Source organism: Limnobacter litoralis, assembly GCF_030160455.1.
GTDB lineage: Bacteria > Pseudomonadota > Gammaproteobacteria > Burkholderiales > Burkholderiaceae_B > Limnobacter > Limnobacter litoralis.
Window position 1 is genome coordinate 1 of sequence record NZ_BSOJ01000002.1, and the last position, 16828, is coordinate 16828.

Here is a 16828-nt window from a genome sequence, read left to right on the forward strand (position 1 = left end):
AGAAGAACAGATCAACCGAAATGTACGCGCCGAAGAACTACAAATCGTGAATTCTTCAGTGCTTCCCTAGAGACTAGACGCTGTCAATCTGCTGTGTCTAGGTTAAACGCCTTCTTTACAGGTGGACCTTCAAACGACTGGTCTGTCAGAGGATCGTAATAACCGCCTGGCAATTGCAATACAAACTGACCACTAGGGTGGTTTTTGAATCGGTAAAGACTTGTAATGTCTAAATGTCTCTCAATAGTTTGCCCAGGCTGAATGATCTCGTAATCGTCTAGCGTTAAAGGCCCACGTTTCACCATCACGCCAACGTACTTTACCTCTTCACCATTTTGATCAAACACCTCGAAACGAGGCGCCGATTTTGCAAGGTACAGCGACCTTGAAGATATGTTTTGGTATTGAGTGTCAATCAATACGTGCCCATTCAAATCTTTGGAAACAGTAATTTTGAGTTGGAAGAATTGAGTGTTCATAGAATAGCCAGTAGTAACAATTAACAAACTAATGAAAAAAAGTGCAAGTCTCAAGAACCTCTTCATTGATCTTCCACCCAATATTCAAAGCTATCGGCATGCTTCATAGCTAGTTCTGGTTTTGCCTTCGCTAGTGCGTGGCTGGCTTCCATTCCGTAAATGGAAGTGCCTTGTTTGTAACTTGTAAAATAGTCTGCTGTGTCGCCAATATCCTCAAAATGAGACATCTCGTGAGTCAGTGTGCCAGCCTTTGAATCTTCGCCTTGCAATGGTGCTCGCCAGAATGCATCGCCCAAATAAATTGAATGTTTCTTAACATCGTCTGGATGAACATACGCGTACAAGCTACTCGGATCGATATCTGGCGTATCTTTGTTGTTGGCTTTTTTAAATTGCCCAACCCCTGTCTTTGAGTTCAGCGTCAACATTCTGTCTAAGCGCCTTTTAATCTTTAATCTGCTCAATTCGCTGTCATCACCGAAGGCCAAAATAAACTTCTTTTGATCACTTTCAGACCATCGTTTCAACTCGGAAAGCTTAGCCTCCAATAATTTCTTTTGAGCCTGGAGCGCTTCATGTATTTGTTTCTTCTCAGAATCAGAAAAGCCATGAGGTGGCTCCTGCGTCGAAGCCTCTTTATCATTGTCAGCCTTAAAAGCCTGCTCAAAGCTTCCTGTCACTGCAATTAATGTTGCCCCACAAGCTGTTTTATGGCCATGTAAGGCCACTCGCATATAGTTGTCCGTGAAAATCGGATCGCCTTCAACTATTGGAAATACATGCGGAGGACAACGGACAAGATGTCATGTCTCCAACGCGTGCAATCGGAATTCTAGAAGGGCCAAAGAAAGTTGTCGGACTACCCGAAATAACTTTGCCCCCGTGAGAGGTTGCGTCCCCCATGACCACTTGAGCGCGGCCGTTTACCAATGGACGAGAAGTCATGCGAATCGCGAAAAATTGACGATCCGCAAGCTTAATTCAGCCTCTGGCGAGGACCAAATTGAGGACCAATGGCTAATCCAATGTGATTAATCAGAGGAAAGATCTAAGGGTTCAAAAGAGAGCCCGGTCACCACCGCATTTCGCAAAAACTGCTTTTCATAATGCCGGTTGCGTCTGGCCTGCTTGGCTTTGGCCCTTTTTCCAATCCGTTTGTCGACCACTAATTCGTCAAGATTGGTGAGTTGATCAAGGCTTTCGACCTGCTTCATCGAATTTCGCTTTGTCATCGGTGCTGCTCAAATAGTTTTTAATCAATGCAACGGCCTCGGGAACATGCATCAAGCCCGAGTGCGAGGCCCGCACATTCGGAAACTCGTCCTGCAGCAACACATTGGTTACCTCAGGTTCTTGCAAAAACTGGCTGCTGACAGGTGTCACCACTTCATCCTGTTTGGTGGCAATAATCAAGGCCTTCACGCCTTCGGAGTCCATTTTTTCTGAGTGCACGCGGGCCATGAATTCAGAATTGGCGCCCTGCTCTGCACACGCCGGGCAATGTTCTGAATTGAAGTCGGCAGGTACACGCGTTGTACCCCGCAAGCTAGGCGCCACCGCCACAATGCGATCAATTTTGCCCTCAAACTCGGGCCTTCTGGCCATCAAAAAGGCAATCAGGCCACCTTGCGAATGACCCACCAAAATCACTTTGCCGGCACCCGTATTACGCAACACGCCGTCCGTGAATTGACTGAGTTGATCCACCGAGGTGTCGATTTCTGCCATGCCGTTCAAACCGAACATGCCACGGCTGCCGTAATTCATGGCGTACAAACAATAGCCCTGCCGCTTTAAAACCGGGGCAAGGCTTGAAAACGCCCTGCGCGTGTTGGCAAAGGTGCCATGAATCAGAATAACGGGGGGACGATCAACCGATTGGCAATCGACGTTGACCAAACCCGGCAGGCCCAAAGACTGATCTTGAAAATGCGCGCAGCCCGCCAGCCAGAGCGGTAGCGATAGCAAGAACATGCGCAAGGTCAGTTTTGAGAAGAAATGCATGACGACGAGGGGCCAAAAACTGTGATGACAATTCTACAGTCGGTTATAAGGCCTTGCCTATCGGCACTTTTTACGCAGTAAATTGCGTGCCGGTTTACTTCCCCCAATGCCCTTCAAAATCGAATGACAATTGCTTCTGGTGCTTGATCGAAAGCAGGTAAAGCGTGTCTTCAACTTGGAGGTAAAGCACCACATGGCTTTTCATCACATACTCACGCAAGCTGTTCAATGAGGAACCGGCCAAGGCAGCCAGCTTGGCTTGCAGTTCGGCATTGGCATTGGCAGCTTCCGCAGAACCGACGGCCCTGTTGAAAAACGGTCCGCCCAGTTCAGGGAACCGTTCAAGGTTGGGCAGCACCGTATCGAGTAACTCATCAATCAAAGTGTCAAATGCTTGCGGGGCTTCCGCCTCTGCCAAGAAGTGTTCAATGTCGGCCAGATTTCGCTCGAAGTTCGCAGTAAGCTTAATTCTCATGCGACTGTGCGTCGCTTTTTGATGGCTTTCAATGTTGCCTTCGCATCTTTGGTGCGTCCTGCCACAACATCATCCAGCCCCTTGGATGCTTCGTCGATCAACAAGAGGTGAATGCGCTCACGCTCTAGCCGGTGATAGTAGTCGAGTCTTTTTGCGTCTATGATGGCGATATACGCTTCACCGTTTTTGGTAATCAGTTTTTCAGCGCCACCCTTCACCTCTTCCGCGAGATCAGAAAAGTTGGCACGGGCGGAGGACAGGGGAATTACATCGCTGGCTGAGATCGTCATAAGAACCTCCATACATTAAAAACGTACAAAATTTTGTACACTATACTCCTGTATTTTTGAATCAATCAATAGTTTTATCCGAATTGGTGCGACCATGATCAGGAGAGCAACTATTTAAAAAGATGATTGTTTTTCTCAGGTGAGCAGCCTTGTTAATAAACACCGCGAGCGACGAACCATTAGCCACTTGAAAGGAGACCCAATGACCAAAGACAAAACGAAAAATCAAGATTGTGCTTGCGGATGCGGCGGTAGGCCTGTAGCAGGTGATTTTTTACCCGGGCATGATCAAAAGCTAAGATCTGAACTTGAAAAGCGTGTAGGCGGCTTAATTCCACTCAGGATGCTGGTGGAAGCCGCAGAGTATTTCGCTGATGGGACAATTCAAGCCAGTATGTTCAACAACATGGTCAAAGATATCTTCCGAATGAGTGACCGTCACTAAAACATACTCACAACCTCCCCAACCATACCAAATAGGTACTTTGAGGCACAGAAAAGAAAAAAGCCCTTTCGGCTAAAAACCGTAAGGGCTTGATTCAACTTCAATATTTGGCTCCCCGACCTGGACTCGAACCAGGGACCTGCGGATTAACAGTCCGTCGCTCTACCGACTGAGCTATCGGGGAAAGAGCCGAGATTATAGCAGCGAAATTTTTTTGTGCAACCCTTACCACCCGATTTGGGCAAAAGAATGACAAAAAACCTCGCTGCTGGCCGTCAAGGCTTTAAGACAGCGCTTTGGCGATGCGCTCGCAAGCCTTTTCAAGGTTGCCCATGCTGGTCGCAAAAGAAATACGGAAATAACCTTCAGCGCCGAATGCAGAGCCAGGCACCACGGCCACACCGGCTTCCAGCAGGTAGGCGGTCAGTTCCAGGTCGTTGGCCGCCTTGATCTTGCCGGCAGCGGCCAGCTTTTCAATGGCTTTGCGTGCATCCACAAATGCGTAGAAAGCGCCTTCGGCCTTCAAACACTGAATGGTGGGCACGGCGTTCAAGGCTTTGAACACAAACTCGTTGCGCTCGCGGAAGGCGTTGACCATGGGCACCAAGCACCCCTGATCGCCACTCAGCGCGGCTTCAGCAGCCACTTGCGAAATGGACGTGGGGTTGGACGTAGACTGGCTTTGCAGGTTGGTCATGACGTCGATCAGCTTGGCTGGGCCAGCGGCAAAACCAATACGCCAGCCGGTCATGCTGTAGGCTTTGGACACGCCATTCAGCACCACTGTGCGGTCTTTGAGGGCTGGGCAAGCGTTCACGATGTTCACGAAGGGCACGCCGGTCAGGTTGATGTGTTCGTATATGTCGTCGGTGGCCACCAAAATGTTGGGGTGCTTCAGCAGCACTTCACCCAGCGCAGCCAACTCTTCCTTGGTGTACACGGCACCAGTGGGGTTGCTGGGGCTGTTGATCATGAACATTTTGGTTTTGGGCGTAATGGCCGCTTCCAGCTGGGCTGGGGTAATTTTGAAGCCTTGCTCAATACCGGCAAACACCAGCTTGGGTACGCCACCTGCAATTTCAACGATGTCGGCGTAGCTGACCCAGTAAGGGGCAGGAATAACCACCTCGTCACCGTCGTTGATGGTGGCCAGAATCATGTTGAAAATACACTGCTTGCCGCCGACGCCAACCACCACTTCATTGGCCTTGTATTCCAGGTTGTTGTCGCGCTTCAGTTTGGCGATGACCGCATTTTTCAGGCCCACGGTACCGCCCACGGCGGTGTACTTCGTGAAGCCGGCGTCAATGGCTTTCTTGGCGGCTTCCTTGATGTGGTCGGGGGTGTCGAAGTCGGGTTCACCAGCGCCCAGGCCGATGATGTCCTTGCCTTCCGCTTTCAGTTGGGCTGCCTTGGCAGTGACAGCAAGAGTGGGGGAAGGTTTGATCGTAAGTGCGCGATTTGAAAGCATGATTCCGTTTGCGTTAGTTCAAAAAAAGAATTTGTCAAGTCTGGAAAACTTTTTGATTTCCAACGATAATGTGCGATTGGCACCCAGTCGCAATCATCGCAAAACTGCAACTACAACACCATGTTTTTGACGCATCACATGTCAGCCATGCACCGTAAAACAGACAGGTCTAGCCACAAAGCAGCATTCTAACATGACATCCGGTTTCGTGACTTTTCCGGGCAGCCCCTTCCAGCTGTACCAGCCCTACCCGCCCGCGGGTGATCAACCTCAGGCCATTGAAAAACTGGTCGAGGGGATCGACGACGGCCTCAGCTTTCAAACGCTGCTGGGGGTGACTGGTTCGGGCAAAACTTACACCATGGCCAACGTGATTGCACGCACTGGCCGCCCTGCCCTGGTGCTGGCGCCCAACAAAACGCTGGCTGCGCAGTTGTACGCTGAAATGCGCGAATTCTTCCCGAACAACGCGGTGGAATATTTCGTCAGCTACTACGACTATTACCAGCCCGAGGCCTATGTGCCCAGCCGCGACCTGTTCATCGAAAAAGACAGCTCGATTAACGAGCACATTGAGCAAATGCGCCTGTCGGCCACCAAAAGCCTGCTGGAACGCCGCGACACCATTATTGTGGGCACCGTTAGTTGCATCTACGGCATTGGCGACCCCTCTGATTACCACGCGATGATTCTCACGCTGCGCCACGGCGACAAAACCAGCCAGCGCGACGTGCTCAAACGCCTGATTGCCATGCAATACAAGCGCAACGACCTCGACTTTTCACGCGGCACCTTCCGCGTGCGTGGCGACACCATCGACGTGTACCCGGCCGAACATTCCGATTTGGCCGTCCGAATTGAACTGTTCGACGACGAAATTGATTCCATCCAACTGTTTGACCCACTGACCGGCAAAATACAGCAGCGCATACCGCGCTTTACGATCTACCCCAGCAGCCATTACGTCACGCCGCGCACCACGGTGCTGCGCGCCATCGAGACCATCAAGGAAGAACTGCGCGAGCAACTCGACTTCTTTGTGAAAAACGGCAAACTGGTTGAAGCACAGCGTCTTGAACAGCGCACCCGATTCGACCTTGAAATGCTGGCCGAGCTGGGTTTCTGCAAAGGCATTGAGAATTACAGCCGCCACATGTCGGGCGCAGCACCGGGCGAACCACCGCCCACGCTGATTGATTACCTGCCCAAAGACGGCCTGATGATCATTGATGAAAGCCACGTCACCATTGGGCAACTGGGCGGAATGTACCGCGGAGACCGATCCCGCAAGGAAACACTGGTTAACTTCGGCTTTCGTCTGCCATCTGCCATGGACAATCGCCCCTTGCGTTTCGAAGAATTCGAGTCCAAAATGCGTCAGACAGTGTTTGTCTCTGCCACACCGTCCAATTACGAGAAGACGCACGCAGGGCAAGTGGTGGAACAGTTGGTGCGCCCAACCGGGTTGATCGACCCAGTCATTGAGGTGCGCCCTGCCGCAACACAGGTGGACGATCTGCTCAGTGAAATACACGAGCGCACAAGCGCTGGTGACAGGGTTTTGGTAACCACGCTGACCAAGCGCATGGCCGAAGACCTGACCGATTACCTGAGCGACAACGGTGTAAAGGTTCGTTACTTACACTCTGACATCGACACTGTTGAACGAGTCGAGATTATTCGTGATCTTCGGCTTGGCGAATTTGATGTATTGGTTGGTATTAACTTGTTGCGGGAAGGTTTAGACATTCCCGAAGTATCTTTAGTCGCTATTTTAGACGCAGACAAGGAAGGTTTTTTGCGAAGCGAGCGAAGTTTAATACAAACCATCGGCCGTGCTGCACGCAATTTGAACGGCAAGGCCATTCTGTACGCCGACAGGGTCACCGACTCCATGGAGCTGGCCATGGGCGAGACTCGCCGTCGCCGCGACACGCAAATTGCCTTCAACCTTGCAAACGGCATTACGCCGGTCGGCGTCAAAAAGCAGGTTCGGGAACTTATTGACGGCGTGTTTGATCCAAACGCTGCGAAGAAAAAAGCCCAAACCCGCGAGCTAGAGGCACTGCCCGCCAACGAAAAACAACTGGCCAAAGAGATCAAGCGACTTGAAAAAGCCATGCTTGAGCACGCCAAGAACTTGGAATTTGAGAAAGCGGCCCAACTTAGAGACCAACTGGGCCGCCTGAAGGAACAGGTTTTCGGCAGCAACGGCAGCAGCAACGTCATACCGATAGAGACCAAGAAAACCGCCTGAATGCCTTCGCGCATTCGGCAACACGATTTTTATTTGATGGGTTTTAGCAATAGGAACCAATTATGAAAAGCAAAGTCTTGTTTGTGTGTATGGGAAATATTTGCCGCTCTCCAACAGCGCAAGGCATTTTCCAGCAGATGGTTACAGACGCAAATCTAGACCATGAAATTTCTGTGGATTCAGCAGGTACGCACGCTTATCACCTGGGCAAAACCCCCGACCCCCGCGCAGTGGCAGCAGCCGCCAAGCGTGGCTACGACATTTCCAACTACGTTTCCAGGCAGGTAACTGCGGAAGACTTCCGCGACAGCGACGTCATCCTCGCCATGGACTGGGACAACATGTCACTGCTTCAGCAGCAATGCCCACGCCAGTACTCGCACAAAATCCAGCTGATGATGCGCTACGCCACCGAGCACGACGAAGCCACTGTGCCCGACCCCTACTACGGCGGCCCAGACGGTTTTGACACCGTGCTGAACTACATCGAAGACTCTTGCACGGGTCTGCTTGAAGTGCTGCGCAAGCGCGTATTTCAGTTCGCGGCAGCTTAAAGTCGGCTCGTATGCAATGAACCCCGGGGTCTGGAGACAGGCCACCGGGGTTTTTGTTTGGCCGCTGACTTGCCTTTTCTCGCAAAGCAAATTCTGGCTGGCCTAGAGCGCAAAGCCCGGTCTGTCTTGCCCTTGAATTGGGCTGCGACAGACCGGGCAGTGCGCTTGGGGCAAGATTCAGCAGCCGCGTCACCCACGAGAGGGGTGAACAGACACCACTTTTGCTAGGTTAAAGCCAGAAACCTATACTGCATCGGGTCCGGAGATTCAACTCGACCGATGCAATTCATCCACCGACTACTCAAACCAGTTTCACTGATCGCCGCAATCGGCGCGCTTCTACTGCTGACCAACCAAGCAGAGGCTTTTATGTTCTCGAAAAATGTGTATTGCTCGCCCGTGCACGGCGTCATTCAGCTTCACGGCAAACCACTCCCTGGCTTGCAAATCACCAGAACCCTGATCAGCGGCGGTTTCAAAGGCAGGCGTTACCAGGACACCACAACAACCGATTCCAACGGCAAATTTGAACTTCCAGAAGTCAGCAATCGCACCTTCTTCAGGCCGGATTTGTTGTCGCCTTACCCTAGAGTCGATCAGGAATTCCTGTTGACTTATGAAGGCAAAGACTACGGAATTTGGGAGTTCACGAAGGAAAACTTTGAGCTTGGGGGTGAAGTTAATGAACCAGAAAAAGTCATCAATATGATGTGTGATCTGAAAAATGCGGAATCTGCGGGAGAAGCGCGAATTGTTCGCTGCTCCACCAATGAAAGGAAAAACAATGAGTGAACTTTCACCGAGCCTTGCTTTAGGCTTCGCCAAATCAGCATATAAAGCAGCCGAATTCAGCCAGATAGAGCTAGAGCGATACTTACTTAAACATGAAGCTCAAATCGACACTCAATCGCTGGTTCGGCTTAACGGCACCGCGAGCCTGTAAAAAATTCTGTGTAAGTTCATTCGGAATCAAGGGTGGTGAACGGTAACTCGTTCGCCGAATTCCAGAACAAATCTGTTCAGTGCCATTTTCCAGTTTTGTATCGGCATGGTCCACTTTCGACTGGCTTGCTCGATGGCAAGATACACCACCTTTCTGGCCGAGTCATCCGTGGGAAATACCTTTCGTCGTTTGGTGGCGGCACGAATGACGCTGTTCAAGGACTCCACGGCGTTGGTGGTGTAGATGGCCTTGCGAATCTCGGGTGGGTATTCAAAGATAGTGCGCAGGTTGGCCCAATGCGCCGTCCACGATTTGCTGATCTGTGGATACTGCGAGTCCCATGCTCTGCCGAATTGCTCCAGATTGCTCAAGGCTTGATCCTCAGTGGGCGATTGGTAAATCGTCTTCAGGGCCGCTGTGACCGCTTTGTAATCCTTCCACGACACATAGCGCAGGCTGTTGCGAACCATGTGCACAATGCAAAGCTGAACACGGGTTTGGGGAAACTCCACCGCGATGGCGTCTGGAAAGCCCTTCAAACCATCGACACAGGCAATCAGAATGTCTTGCACCCCACGGGCCTTCAGCTCAGTGAGCACGGACAACCAGAACTTGGCCCCTTCGTTCTCACTCATCCACAGGCCCAGCAAATCCTTGTGGCCGTCCATATTCACGCCTAGAGCCAGGTAAATCGATTTGTTGATCACCCGCATGTTCTCGCGAATCTTGATGACAATGCAGTCCAGATACACAATCGGATAAATGGGATCAAGGGGTCTGGATTGCCATTCGGTGATTCGGTCAATCACACTGTCGGTGACTTTGGAAATGAGCGCTGCCGACACATCGGCATCGTACATTTCCTTGAATGCAGCAACGATTTCACGGGTGCTCAAGCCCTTGGCATACAGCGTCAGGATTTGATCATCCATCTGCGTCAGGCGGCTTTGGTGTTTCTTCAAAAGCTGTGGCTCGAACGATCCATCGCGGTCACGCGGGGTGTCGATTTGAACTTCGCCGTGCTGGCTCTTCAAACGTTTGGGCGTGCTGCCATTTCGGCTGTTGCCCTTGGCGGGTTTGCTGTCGGCGTGTTTGTCGTAGCCCAGGTGATCCGTCAATTCGGCACCCAGCGCTGTTTCTACGGTCAGTTTCAGCAGTTCCCGGGACAACGCGTTCAAGTCTGCTTCAGTCTTGATGTCCTTGGCCAGCTCGCTGGCCAAGGCTTGTAATTTGCTACGATCCATTGTGTGTGTACTCATCATCGGTCATTTCCTCAAAAGAGGTTAATTGGCCGAATGCACTTACACAAATTTATTTACAGCCTCGGCACCGCTGGCATGTTCAGCGATGTTCAAAGTGGCTTCGGTTTCATTGCCAGACTGAAAGGCGCTCGTTCCCGGGAAATTCTGATTGCAAGCCGTGGCACAGACCCCGGTAGGGCTTCCGACATCGGCACCGACCTCAATGCCCTACTTGTTCAGGGCCCAACCGGTCAGCGAATCCACAAAGGTTTCAACAGCACGTTCAAAAGCTACGTTCAGCAAATCGACGCATTTTTGAAGCCTCAAACCCTTGGCTTTAAACCATCTGCCATTCATTGTGTCGGGCACAGCCTGGGTGGTGCCCTGGCCAACCTGAACGCCGCCGCTTGCGCTGAACTGGGTTACAACGCCTACATGTACACTCTGGCAGCCCCCAGGGTGGGCACTCTGCCTTATGCAGAACACGTCAGCAAAAAATTCAATTCCGCACACACTTACCGAATCGCCAACGCATCAGACCCGGTCACCATGGTGTCCTGTTATCCATTCATCCATGCACCCTACCAGCGCGGCACCTACCTGCTGAACGGCGGCACGCTGATCGTGAACCCTGCCAATCATTTGCTTGGCGTTGGTTATCAATCGCTCAGCGGTAAAAGCTGGGCGCAGCTTAAGGCTGAAAGCGATGGCCAGATCAAATTGCTCGAACAAACGCTTTTCCCCGGTAACAATTTCGGCATTGGTGTTGACAAAATGCTGTCGATGCCAGTGATGCACTTCAGCGCAACCCTCTTGAGAAGCATCAATCTGGCGATCAACAAACTACTTCAAAAAATCGGGGCCCAGAACCTGATGTGCGTCAATCATTTCTCAACGGGTGCATTCACGACGCTGGATCAACTGGCAGAAATGCTCGTTCGTGCCGCCACAGCTTGCATTGATCACGCCAAAGAGGTCTACAGCATGTACGCAGCCGTTATGCAATTTTTGGGCAGAAAAGCGGGCAACGTTACGGGTATGACTGTTGCCTTGCTGCGTTGGGCATTTAATCTGATGTATTCCAGCATGCTGGGCATGGCATCCTTGGCAATCAAGCGGTTGCAATAACAGCATGCTGGTTGCTCTGCGCGCAACTAAGATGCAAAGCCTGATCTGTTTCGCCTAGAAAACTGGCCCAGTCTGGCTGGCCTATGGCGCAAAGCCCAGTCTGTCTTGCCCTTGAATTGCCCGATTCACTTTGAATTGCCTCTGGCCTTGGAAGCCCGAGCGACAACTCGCCCCGGTAAAGCCGGGGCTCAGACAAGTCGCAGGTCGGGCAAGTTCCAAGGCTGCGAGTCAACATAAGCGGGGCGATTCTTGAATCGGGCTTCGACAGACTGGGCAGTGCGCTCGGATCAGACCGAGGCTTTGTAGGTGGGTGTGTCACGCAGCGCGATTCAGGGTTGCCCGGCTGTTCAGAGCCCGCAGCTTTGGAACATGCCCGACCTGCGACATGTTTGAGTGGCTTGCAAAGCCACGAGTTGTCGCTCGGGCTTCCAAAGCCAGGGTTCTGATCAGCGCTTTTGGGGCAAACCAAGCGCAAGTGACATACACACCTGCAATAGCCGACGCAGCAACAGCCGACTCAGCATGCAAACCCGCAACAGCCAACCCAGCCACAGCCCCCCCAGTGTTTACCCTCAAACCCGCACACTTCCAACCATTGCTGCACCGCAAAAAGTTGATCAAAACACTCAACTTTGTTAAACTTGACTGAAATAGTAGGTTATTAGGAACCCACATGCGTTTAACCACCAAAGGCAGATTTGCTGTGACCGCCATGATCGATCTGGCCATGCAACAAAGCAAAGGCCCGGTTGCGCTTGCGGGCATTAGCCAACGGCAAAACATTTCTCTCAGCTACCTCGAACAACTGTTCGCGAAATTGCGCAAACACGAGCTGGTTGACAGTGTGCGCGGCCCTGGTGGTGGTTATCAAATCGTCAAGAATCTGAACGAGGTCAGCGTGGCCGACGTCATTCTGGCGGTCGATGAACCGCTGGACGCCACGCAATGCGGTGGCAAGGAAAACTGCACCGACGAGGGCCAGTGCATGACGCACGACCTGTGGTCCAGCCTGAACCGCAAGATGCTTGAATACCTGGGGTCGGTCACCCTGCATGCACTGGTTGAACAAAACAACCGCAAGCATGTTGAACAACCGATTCAGTTAATGAAAACAACAGCAGTCTAATGGAGTACAGAACACGATGAAGATGCCGATTTATCTTGATTACAGCGCGACAACCCCTGTAGACCCACGTGTTGTGGACGCCATGATCCCTTACCTGCGTGAAAGCTTCGGCAACCCCGCGTCACGCAGCCACGCCTATGGTTGGGAAGCGGAAGACGCCGTTGAAACTGCCCGCGGCCACGTGGCTGCGCTGGTCAACGCCGACCCGCGTGAAATCGTCTGGACCTCCGGCGCGACCGAATCCAACAACCTGGCCATCAAGGGTGCCGCCATGTTTTACGGCGAAACCAAGGGCAAGCACATCATCACGCTGAAAACCGAGCACAAAGCGGTGCTTGACACCTTCCGCGAGCTAGAGCGCCACGGCTTTGAAGCCACTTACATGGACGTTCAGGAAAACGGCCTGATCACGCTGGATGCGCTGAAAGCGGCCATTCGCCCCGACACCGTGTTGGTCTCCATCATGGCGGTCAACAATGAAATCGGCGTGATTCAAGACATCGAGGCCATCGGTGAGCTGTGCCGCGAGAAAGGCATCATCTTCCACGTGGACGCAGCGCAGGCCACCGGCAAAATCGAAATCGACCTGCAAAAGCTGAAGGTCGACCTGATGAGTTTCTCTGCCCACAAAACCTACGGCCCCAAAGGCATCGGCGCGCTGTATGTACGCCGCAAGCCCCGTGTTCGCATTGACGCGCAAATGCACGGTGGCGGTCACGAGCGCGGCATGCGCTCAGGCACTCTGGCCACCCACCAAATCGTGGGCATGGGCGAGGCGTTCCGTCTGGCCAAAGAAGAAATGGCCGCTGAGCTGCCACGCATGCGCGCACTGCGCGACCGTTTGCTGAACGGCCTGCGCCAAATCGACGAAATTTACGTCAACGGCGACCTGGAGCGCCGCGTGCCCCACAACCTGAACGTGAGCTTCAACTTTGTGGAAGGCGAATCTTTGATCATGGCGATCAAAGACATTGCGGTTTCATCCGGCTCAGCCTGTACTTCCGCTTCTCTCGAGCCGTCCTACGTACTGCGCGCACTGGGCCGCAGCGACGAATTGGCACACAGTTCCATCCGTTTCTCAGTGGGCCGTTTCACCACCGAAGAAGACATCGATTTCACCATCAACCTGCTGAAGGCCAAAGTGGCCAAGTTGCGCGAGTTGTCACCCCTCTGGGAAATGCACTTGGACGGCGTGGACCTCAGCACCGTGCAGTGGGCAGAACACTAATTCAAGGAGTAAAAGATCATGGCATACAGCGACAAAGTTCTCGATCACTACGAAAACCCCCGCAACGTGGGTTCATTTGACAAAGGCGACAACGAAGTGGGCACCGGCATGGTCGGCGCTCCTGCGTGTGGCGACGTCATGAAGCTTCAAATCAAGGTGGGTGAAGACGGCAAAATCACCGACGCGAAGTTCAAAACGTACGGCTGTGGTTCAGCCATCGCCTCGTCTTCACTGGTGACTGAATGGGTCAAGGGCAAAACCCTGGACCAGGCACTCGAAATCAAGAACACAGCCATTGCGGAAGAACTGGCCTTGCCCCCAGTCAAGATTCACTGCTCCATTTTGGCCGAAGACGCCATCAAGGCGGCCGTGGAAGACTACCGCAAGAAGCACGCTTCCTGACCTGTGTTGTATTTGTAAAAGGAATTGGCAATCATGGCAGTCTTAGTGACCGAAAAAGCAGCCGAACACATCAACAAGTTTCTGCAAAAGCGGGGCAAAGGCCTCGGTTTGCGCGTGGGTGTACGCACCACGGGCTGCTCGGGCATGGCCTACAAGCTGGAATTTGTAGACGCGCTGACTGAAGGTGACACCGTGTTTGAAAGCAACGGTGTGAAAGTGATTGTGGACCCCAAAAGCATGCCGTACCTGGAAGGCATTGAACTCGACTTCGCCCGCGAAGGGCTGAACGAGGGCTTCAAGTTCAACAATCCGAACGAAAAGGCGCGTTGTGGCTGCGGGGAAAGTTTTACCGTTTGAGGAAAATTCCCCCGGGTTGATATGGCTTCATTGAATGACAGTGATTTTGAAATTTTCGGTTTGCCCTGCCAGTTTGAGATTGACTCAGCCGCGTTGGGCAATGCCTACCTGAATCTTCAGAACCAAACCCACCCCGACCGCTTTGCCAACGCCAGCGCACAAGAAAAGCGCCTGGCGGTGCAATGGACAACCCGCATCAACGAGGCGTACAAGCGCCTATCCAACCCGGTTGAACGTGCCATTTATTGGTGCGAACTTCAAGGTGAAGACCCCCGCGGACGTCAAAGCAATCTGCCCGCCGATTTGCTGATGCAGCAAATGGAATGGCGTGAGGCACTGGAAGACGCTAGGGGCGTCGCCGATCTGGACCAACTGCTGGCGCAGGTACGTGCAGAAAAGCAAGCCAAGCTCACTGAGATGGCCGCGCGGATCGACCAAGACCGCGATGCAAAAGCCGCCACTCAGACCGCCCAAGCCTTGCTGTTTATTGACAAATTCTTGCTTGAACTGAACAAGCGAATCGAAATTCTGGAGGACGCCAGCTAATGGCACTGCTACAAATTGCCGAACCTGGCCTGTCAACCGCCCCCCACGAGCACCGACTCGCCGTGGGCATCGACCTTGGCACCACTCACTCATTGGTGGCCAGCGTGCGATCAGGCAGCGCTGAATGTTTGCCCGACGAACGTGGCCGCGTGATTTTGCCCTCTGTGGTGCGTTACGGTGAACAGGGCGTTCGCAACCTGGGCGAAGACGCTCTGGCTTGCGCAGATCAAGACCCGTTTAACACCATATTTTCGGCCAAGCGCTTGATGGGCCGTGGCTACGCCGATGTGGTCGGTCTAAAGTTGCCTTATCGCTTGACCGACGGCCAGGGCATGGTGGGCATACAGACCGACTTTGGCGCGAAAAGCCCGGTTGAAGTGTCTGCCGATATTTTGCGCAGCCTGAAAAAGCGGGCCGAAGCCACCTTGGGTGGCGACCTGGTGGGCGCGGTCATTACCGTGCCGGCTTACTTTGACGACGCCCAGCGGCAAGCCACCAAAGACGCCGCGCAACTGGCCGGGCTTAACGTATTGCGCTTGATCAACGAACCCACCGCTGCGGCACTGGCCTACGGGCTGGACCAAAAGGCGCAGGGCCGCTTTGTGGTGTTTGATCTGGGTGGTGGCACCTTTGACGTGTCAGTGCTGCGGCTTACAGGCGGTGTGTTCGAGGTACTGGCCACAGGCGGCGACTCTGCCCTGGGCGGCGACGACTTCGACCGTGCATTGGCCGACCACTTCATCACCACTCACAAGCTGAACGACCTGAATCACCAGCAGCGCGGCCGCTTGGTGATGGCCTGCAGGCGCGTGAAAGAGCAAATCTCAAGCGAACACACTGCCTTTTTGAGTGTTGAATTCGAAAAGGGCATGACCATCGCTGAAACAGTAACAGCTGAGCAATTCCGCGAAATTACGGCGCACTTGGTCAAAAAGGCCATGACAGCCACGCGCAAAACCCTGCGCGATGCTGAGTTGAGTATCGACGACATCGACGGTGTGGTGATGGTGGGGGGTTCAACCCGCATGCCGATTGTACGCAAAGCGGTTGCCGAATTTTTTGGCAAAGACCCGCTGATCAACCTGAACCCGGATGAAGTGGTGGCCATTGGCGCCAGCATTCAAGCCGACAAGTTGGCGGGCAATCGCAACGACGAAGAATTGTTGCTGCTGGACGTGATCCCCCTGTCACTTGGCCTTGAAACCATGGGTGGCCTGACTGAACGCGTCATCAACCGCAACTCCACCATTCCGATTGCGCGTGCTCAAGAATTCACGACCTTCAAAGACGGGCAAACCGCCATGGCCATTCATGTGGTGCAGGGCGAGCGTGAACTCGTCAGTGAAAACCGCTCACTGGCCCGCTTTGAATTGCGTGGCATTCCGCCCATGGTGGCGGGTGCAGCGCGTATTCGCGTCACCTTTCAGGTGGACGCCGATGGCCTGCTGGAAGTCACCGCCATGGAAACGACATCGGGCGTGTCTGCGCACATCGAGGTCAAGCCCTCTTATGGCCTCAGCGACGATCAAATCGCCGACATGCTGAAAAGCAGTTTCGCCAACGCCGAGGCTGACATGCATGCCCGCCAGTTGCGCGAACATCAGGTGGAGGCCATGCGACTCGTTGAATCCATTGAAAGTGCGCTGGCGCACGACAAAGCGCTGCTAGACGAGCAGGAGCTCGCTGACATTGAAAGTGAAACCCGCCTGCTGAAGCAACTGGCCCAAACGGAACAACTTCGTGACATCGAGGCTGGCATTGAAAAACTGAGCCACCTGACAGAAAATTTTGCCGCCCGCCGAATGGACGCGGGCATCAAGAAGGCGCTGACCGGAAAGACCATCGACGGCATCAGCACCACCTTCGGATCCAAATGAGACAG

21 protein-coding genes and 1 tRNA gene are annotated in these 16828 nt (G+C 53.1%); 12 read left to right on the forward strand and 10 right to left on the reverse strand.

Going from position 1 to position 16828, the window contains the following annotated elements; translation table 11 throughout:
• Positions 1 to 83: 83 nt before the first annotated feature.
• The 7 genes from QQJ87_RS00530 to QQJ87_RS00560 form a co-directional block, all read right to left on the reverse strand.
• Complete coding sequence (locus QQJ87_RS00530) at positions 84 to 533, reverse strand: hypothetical protein (RefSeq protein ID WP_284279314.1); 450 nt, start codon at positions 531 to 533, stop codon at positions 84 to 86.
• Between the two features lie 8 nt (positions 534 to 541).
• Positions 542 to 1213: a M35 family metallo-endopeptidase gene (locus QQJ87_RS00535; protein ID WP_348534566.1), complete on the reverse strand. Its 672-nt coding sequence runs from the start codon at positions 1211 to 1213 to the stop codon at positions 542 to 544.
• A 28-nt stretch (positions 1214 to 1241) separates the two neighbouring features.
• Positions 1242 to 1424, reverse strand: a complete 183-nt coding sequence (locus tag QQJ87_RS00540) for a PAAR domain-containing protein (RefSeq protein WP_348534567.1) — start codon at positions 1422 to 1424, stop codon at positions 1242 to 1244.
• Positions 1425 to 1510: 86 nt separating this feature from the next.
• Positions 1511 to 1693, reverse strand: coding sequence for a hypothetical protein (locus QQJ87_RS00545; RefSeq protein WP_284279315.1), 183 nt, complete (start codon positions 1691 to 1693; stop codon positions 1511 to 1513).
• Positions 1671 to 2483, reverse strand: a complete 813-nt coding sequence (locus QQJ87_RS00550) for an esterase/lipase family protein (protein ID WP_284279316.1) — start codon at positions 2481 to 2483, stop codon at positions 1671 to 1673. Before QQJ87_RS00550 ends, QQJ87_RS00545 begins: the two co-directional genes overlap by 23 nt.
• 94 nt (positions 2484 to 2577) lie before the next feature.
• Complete coding sequence (locus QQJ87_RS00555) at positions 2578 to 2958, reverse strand: type II toxin-antitoxin system RelE/ParE family toxin (protein ID WP_284279317.1); 381 nt, start codon at positions 2956 to 2958, stop codon at positions 2578 to 2580.
• Complete coding sequence (locus tag QQJ87_RS00560) at positions 2955 to 3248, reverse strand: type II toxin-antitoxin system Phd/YefM family antitoxin (RefSeq protein ID WP_284279318.1); 294 nt, start codon at positions 3246 to 3248, stop codon at positions 2955 to 2957. Before QQJ87_RS00560 ends, QQJ87_RS00555 begins: the two co-directional genes overlap by 4 nt.
• A 202-nt stretch (positions 3249 to 3450) precedes the next feature.
• Here QQJ87_RS00560 and QQJ87_RS00565 point away from each other — a divergent pair, with 202 nt between their 5' ends.
• Positions 3451 to 3693, forward strand: a complete 243-nt coding sequence (locus tag QQJ87_RS00565) for a hypothetical protein (RefSeq protein ID WP_284279319.1) — start codon at positions 3451 to 3453, stop codon at positions 3691 to 3693.
• 108 nt (positions 3694 to 3801) lie between these two features.
• On the opposite strand, the gene QQJ87_RS00570 is transcribed toward QQJ87_RS00565, so the two are convergent.
• Together QQJ87_RS00570 and QQJ87_RS00575 are read right to left on the reverse strand one after the other, a co-directional pair.
• A tRNA-Asn gene (locus QQJ87_RS00570) sits at positions 3802 to 3877 on the reverse strand.
• A gap of 99 nt (positions 3878 to 3976) precedes the next feature.
• Positions 3977 to 5164 (reverse strand): pyridoxal phosphate-dependent aminotransferase, encoded by a 1188-nt coding sequence (locus tag QQJ87_RS00575; protein ID WP_284279320.1) that lies wholly within the window; start codon positions 5162 to 5164, stop codon positions 3977 to 3979.
• Positions 5165 to 5357: 193 nt separating this feature from the next.
• Here QQJ87_RS00575 and uvrB point away from each other — a divergent pair, with 193 nt between their 5' ends.
• The 4 genes from uvrB to QQJ87_RS00595 all read left to right on the forward strand — a co-directional run bounded on the left by uvrB (position 5358) and on the right by QQJ87_RS00595 (position 8918).
• Positions 5358 to 7421 (forward strand): excinuclease ABC subunit UvrB, encoded by a 2064-nt coding sequence (gene uvrB / locus QQJ87_RS00580; protein WP_284279322.1) that lies wholly within the window; start codon positions 5358 to 5360, stop codon positions 7419 to 7421.
• Positions 7422 to 7483: 62 nt separating this feature from the next.
• Positions 7484 to 7975, forward strand: a complete 492-nt coding sequence (locus tag QQJ87_RS00585; protein WP_284279323.1) for a low molecular weight protein-tyrosine-phosphatase — start codon at positions 7484 to 7486, stop codon at positions 7973 to 7975.
• Between the two features lie 279 nt (positions 7976 to 8254).
• Entirely contained in the window at positions 8255 to 8767 is a 513-nt protein-coding gene (locus QQJ87_RS00590; protein WP_284279324.1) for a DUF6795 domain-containing protein, read from the forward strand.
• Positions 8760 to 8918, forward strand: coding sequence for a hypothetical protein (locus QQJ87_RS00595; RefSeq protein ID WP_284279325.1), 159 nt, complete (start codon positions 8760 to 8762; stop codon positions 8916 to 8918). Before QQJ87_RS00590 ends, QQJ87_RS00595 begins: the two co-directional genes overlap by 8 nt.
• 26 nt (positions 8919 to 8944) lie before the next feature.
• On the opposite strand, the gene QQJ87_RS00600 is transcribed toward QQJ87_RS00595, so the two are convergent.
• On the reverse strand, positions 8945 to 10162 hold the full coding sequence (locus QQJ87_RS00600) for an IS256 family transposase (RefSeq protein ID WP_284279326.1): 1218 nt from the start codon (positions 10160 to 10162) through the stop codon (positions 8945 to 8947).
• A gap of 51 nt (positions 10163 to 10213) precedes the next feature.
• On the opposite strand from QQJ87_RS00600, the gene QQJ87_RS00605 reads away from it, so the two are divergent.
• From QQJ87_RS00605 to hscA, 7 genes are all read left to right on the forward strand, one after another.
• The gene (locus QQJ87_RS00605; protein WP_284279327.1) at positions 10214 to 11287 is read left to right on the forward strand and encodes a lipase family protein; all 1074 of its coding nucleotides are present in this window, start codon (positions 10214 to 10216) and stop codon (positions 11285 to 11287) included.
• A 673-nt stretch (positions 11288 to 11960) separates the two neighbouring features.
• A complete protein-coding gene (gene iscR / locus QQJ87_RS00610; protein ID WP_284279328.1) occupies positions 11961 to 12413 on the forward strand; it encodes a Fe-S cluster assembly transcriptional regulator IscR in 453 nt (150 codons plus the stop codon).
• A 16-nt stretch (positions 12414 to 12429) separates the two neighbouring features.
• On the forward strand, positions 12430 to 13641 hold the full coding sequence (locus QQJ87_RS00615) for an IscS subfamily cysteine desulfurase (RefSeq protein WP_284279330.1): 1212 nt from the start codon (positions 12430 to 12432) through the stop codon (positions 13639 to 13641).
• Positions 13642 to 13659: 18 nt separating this feature from the next.
• Positions 13660 to 14043: a Fe-S cluster assembly scaffold IscU gene (iscU, locus tag QQJ87_RS00620; protein WP_284279331.1), complete on the forward strand. Its 384-nt coding sequence runs from the start codon at positions 13660 to 13662 to the stop codon at positions 14041 to 14043.
• Between the two features lie 33 nt (positions 14044 to 14076).
• Positions 14077 to 14400 carry an iron-sulfur cluster assembly protein IscA gene (gene iscA / locus QQJ87_RS00625; protein ID WP_284279332.1) on the forward strand — a complete coding sequence of 108 codons (324 nt, stop codon included), beginning with the start codon at positions 14077 to 14079 and terminating at the stop codon, positions 14398 to 14400.
• A 21-nt stretch (positions 14401 to 14421) separates the two neighbouring features.
• Positions 14422 to 14946: a Fe-S protein assembly co-chaperone HscB gene (gene hscB, locus QQJ87_RS00630; RefSeq protein WP_284279333.1), complete on the forward strand. Its 525-nt coding sequence runs from the start codon at positions 14422 to 14424 to the stop codon at positions 14944 to 14946.
• Positions 14946 to 16823 (forward strand): Fe-S protein assembly chaperone HscA, encoded by a 1878-nt coding sequence (gene hscA / locus QQJ87_RS00635; RefSeq protein ID WP_284279334.1) that lies wholly within the window; start codon positions 14946 to 14948, stop codon positions 16821 to 16823. Before hscB ends, hscA begins: the two co-directional genes overlap by 1 nt.
• Positions 16824 to 16828 lie beyond the last annotated feature (5 nt).

What these genes read in the sequence shown, in the direction of transcription:
- QQJ87_RS00535 (WP_348534566.1), bottom strand. Translation starts at nt 1,213, where the DNA reads ATGCGAGTGGCCTTACATGGCCATAAAACAGCTTGTGGGGCAACATTA.
- QQJ87_RS00540 (WP_348534567.1), bottom strand. Translation starts at nt 1,424, where the DNA reads ATGACTTCTCGTCCATTGGTAAACGGCCGCGCTCAAGTGGTCATGGGG.
- QQJ87_RS00545 (WP_284279315.1), bottom strand. Translation starts at nt 1,693, where the DNA reads ATGAAGCAGGTCGAAAGCCTTGATCAACTCACCAATCTTGACGAATTA.
- QQJ87_RS00550 (WP_284279316.1), bottom strand. Translation starts at nt 2,483, where the DNA reads ATGCATTTCTTCTCAAAACTGACCTTGCGCATGTTCTTGCTATCGCTA.
- QQJ87_RS00555 (WP_284279317.1), bottom strand. Translation starts at nt 2,958, where the DNA reads ATGAGAATTAAGCTTACTGCGAACTTCGAGCGAAATCTGGCCGACATT.
- QQJ87_RS00560 (WP_284279318.1), bottom strand. Translation starts at nt 3,248, where the DNA reads ATGACGATCTCAGCCAGCGATGTAATTCCCCTGTCCTCCGCCCGTGCC.
- QQJ87_RS00565 (WP_284279319.1), top strand. Translation starts at nt 3,451, where the DNA reads ATGACCAAAGACAAAACGAAAAATCAAGATTGTGCTTGCGGATGCGGC.
- QQJ87_RS00575 (WP_284279320.1), bottom strand. Translation starts at nt 5,164, where the DNA reads ATGCTTTCAAATCGCGCACTTACGATCAAACCTTCCCCCACTCTTGCT.
- uvrB (WP_284279322.1), top strand. Translation starts at nt 5,358, where the DNA reads ATGACATCCGGTTTCGTGACTTTTCCGGGCAGCCCCTTCCAGCTGTAC.
- QQJ87_RS00585 (WP_284279323.1), top strand. Translation starts at nt 7,484, where the DNA reads ATGAAAAGCAAAGTCTTGTTTGTGTGTATGGGAAATATTTGCCGCTCT.
- QQJ87_RS00590 (WP_284279324.1), top strand. Translation starts at nt 8,255, where the DNA reads ATGCAATTCATCCACCGACTACTCAAACCAGTTTCACTGATCGCCGCA.
- QQJ87_RS00595 (WP_284279325.1), top strand. Translation starts at nt 8,760, where the DNA reads ATGAGTGAACTTTCACCGAGCCTTGCTTTAGGCTTCGCCAAATCAGCA.
- QQJ87_RS00600 (WP_284279326.1), bottom strand. Translation starts at nt 10,162, where the DNA reads ATGGATCGTAGCAAATTACAAGCCTTGGCCAGCGAGCTGGCCAAGGAC.
- QQJ87_RS00605 (WP_284279327.1), top strand. Translation starts at nt 10,214, where the DNA reads ATGCACTTACACAAATTTATTTACAGCCTCGGCACCGCTGGCATGTTC.
- iscR (WP_284279328.1), top strand. Translation starts at nt 11,961, where the DNA reads ATGCGTTTAACCACCAAAGGCAGATTTGCTGTGACCGCCATGATCGAT.
- QQJ87_RS00615 (WP_284279330.1), top strand. Translation starts at nt 12,430, where the DNA reads ATGAAGATGCCGATTTATCTTGATTACAGCGCGACAACCCCTGTAGAC.
- iscU (WP_284279331.1), top strand. Translation starts at nt 13,660, where the DNA reads ATGGCATACAGCGACAAAGTTCTCGATCACTACGAAAACCCCCGCAAC.
- iscA (WP_284279332.1), top strand. Translation starts at nt 14,077, where the DNA reads ATGGCAGTCTTAGTGACCGAAAAAGCAGCCGAACACATCAACAAGTTT.
- hscB (WP_284279333.1), top strand. Translation starts at nt 14,422, where the DNA reads ATGGCTTCATTGAATGACAGTGATTTTGAAATTTTCGGTTTGCCCTGC.
- hscA (WP_284279334.1), top strand. Translation starts at nt 14,946, where the DNA reads ATGGCACTGCTACAAATTGCCGAACCTGGCCTGTCAACCGCCCCCCAC.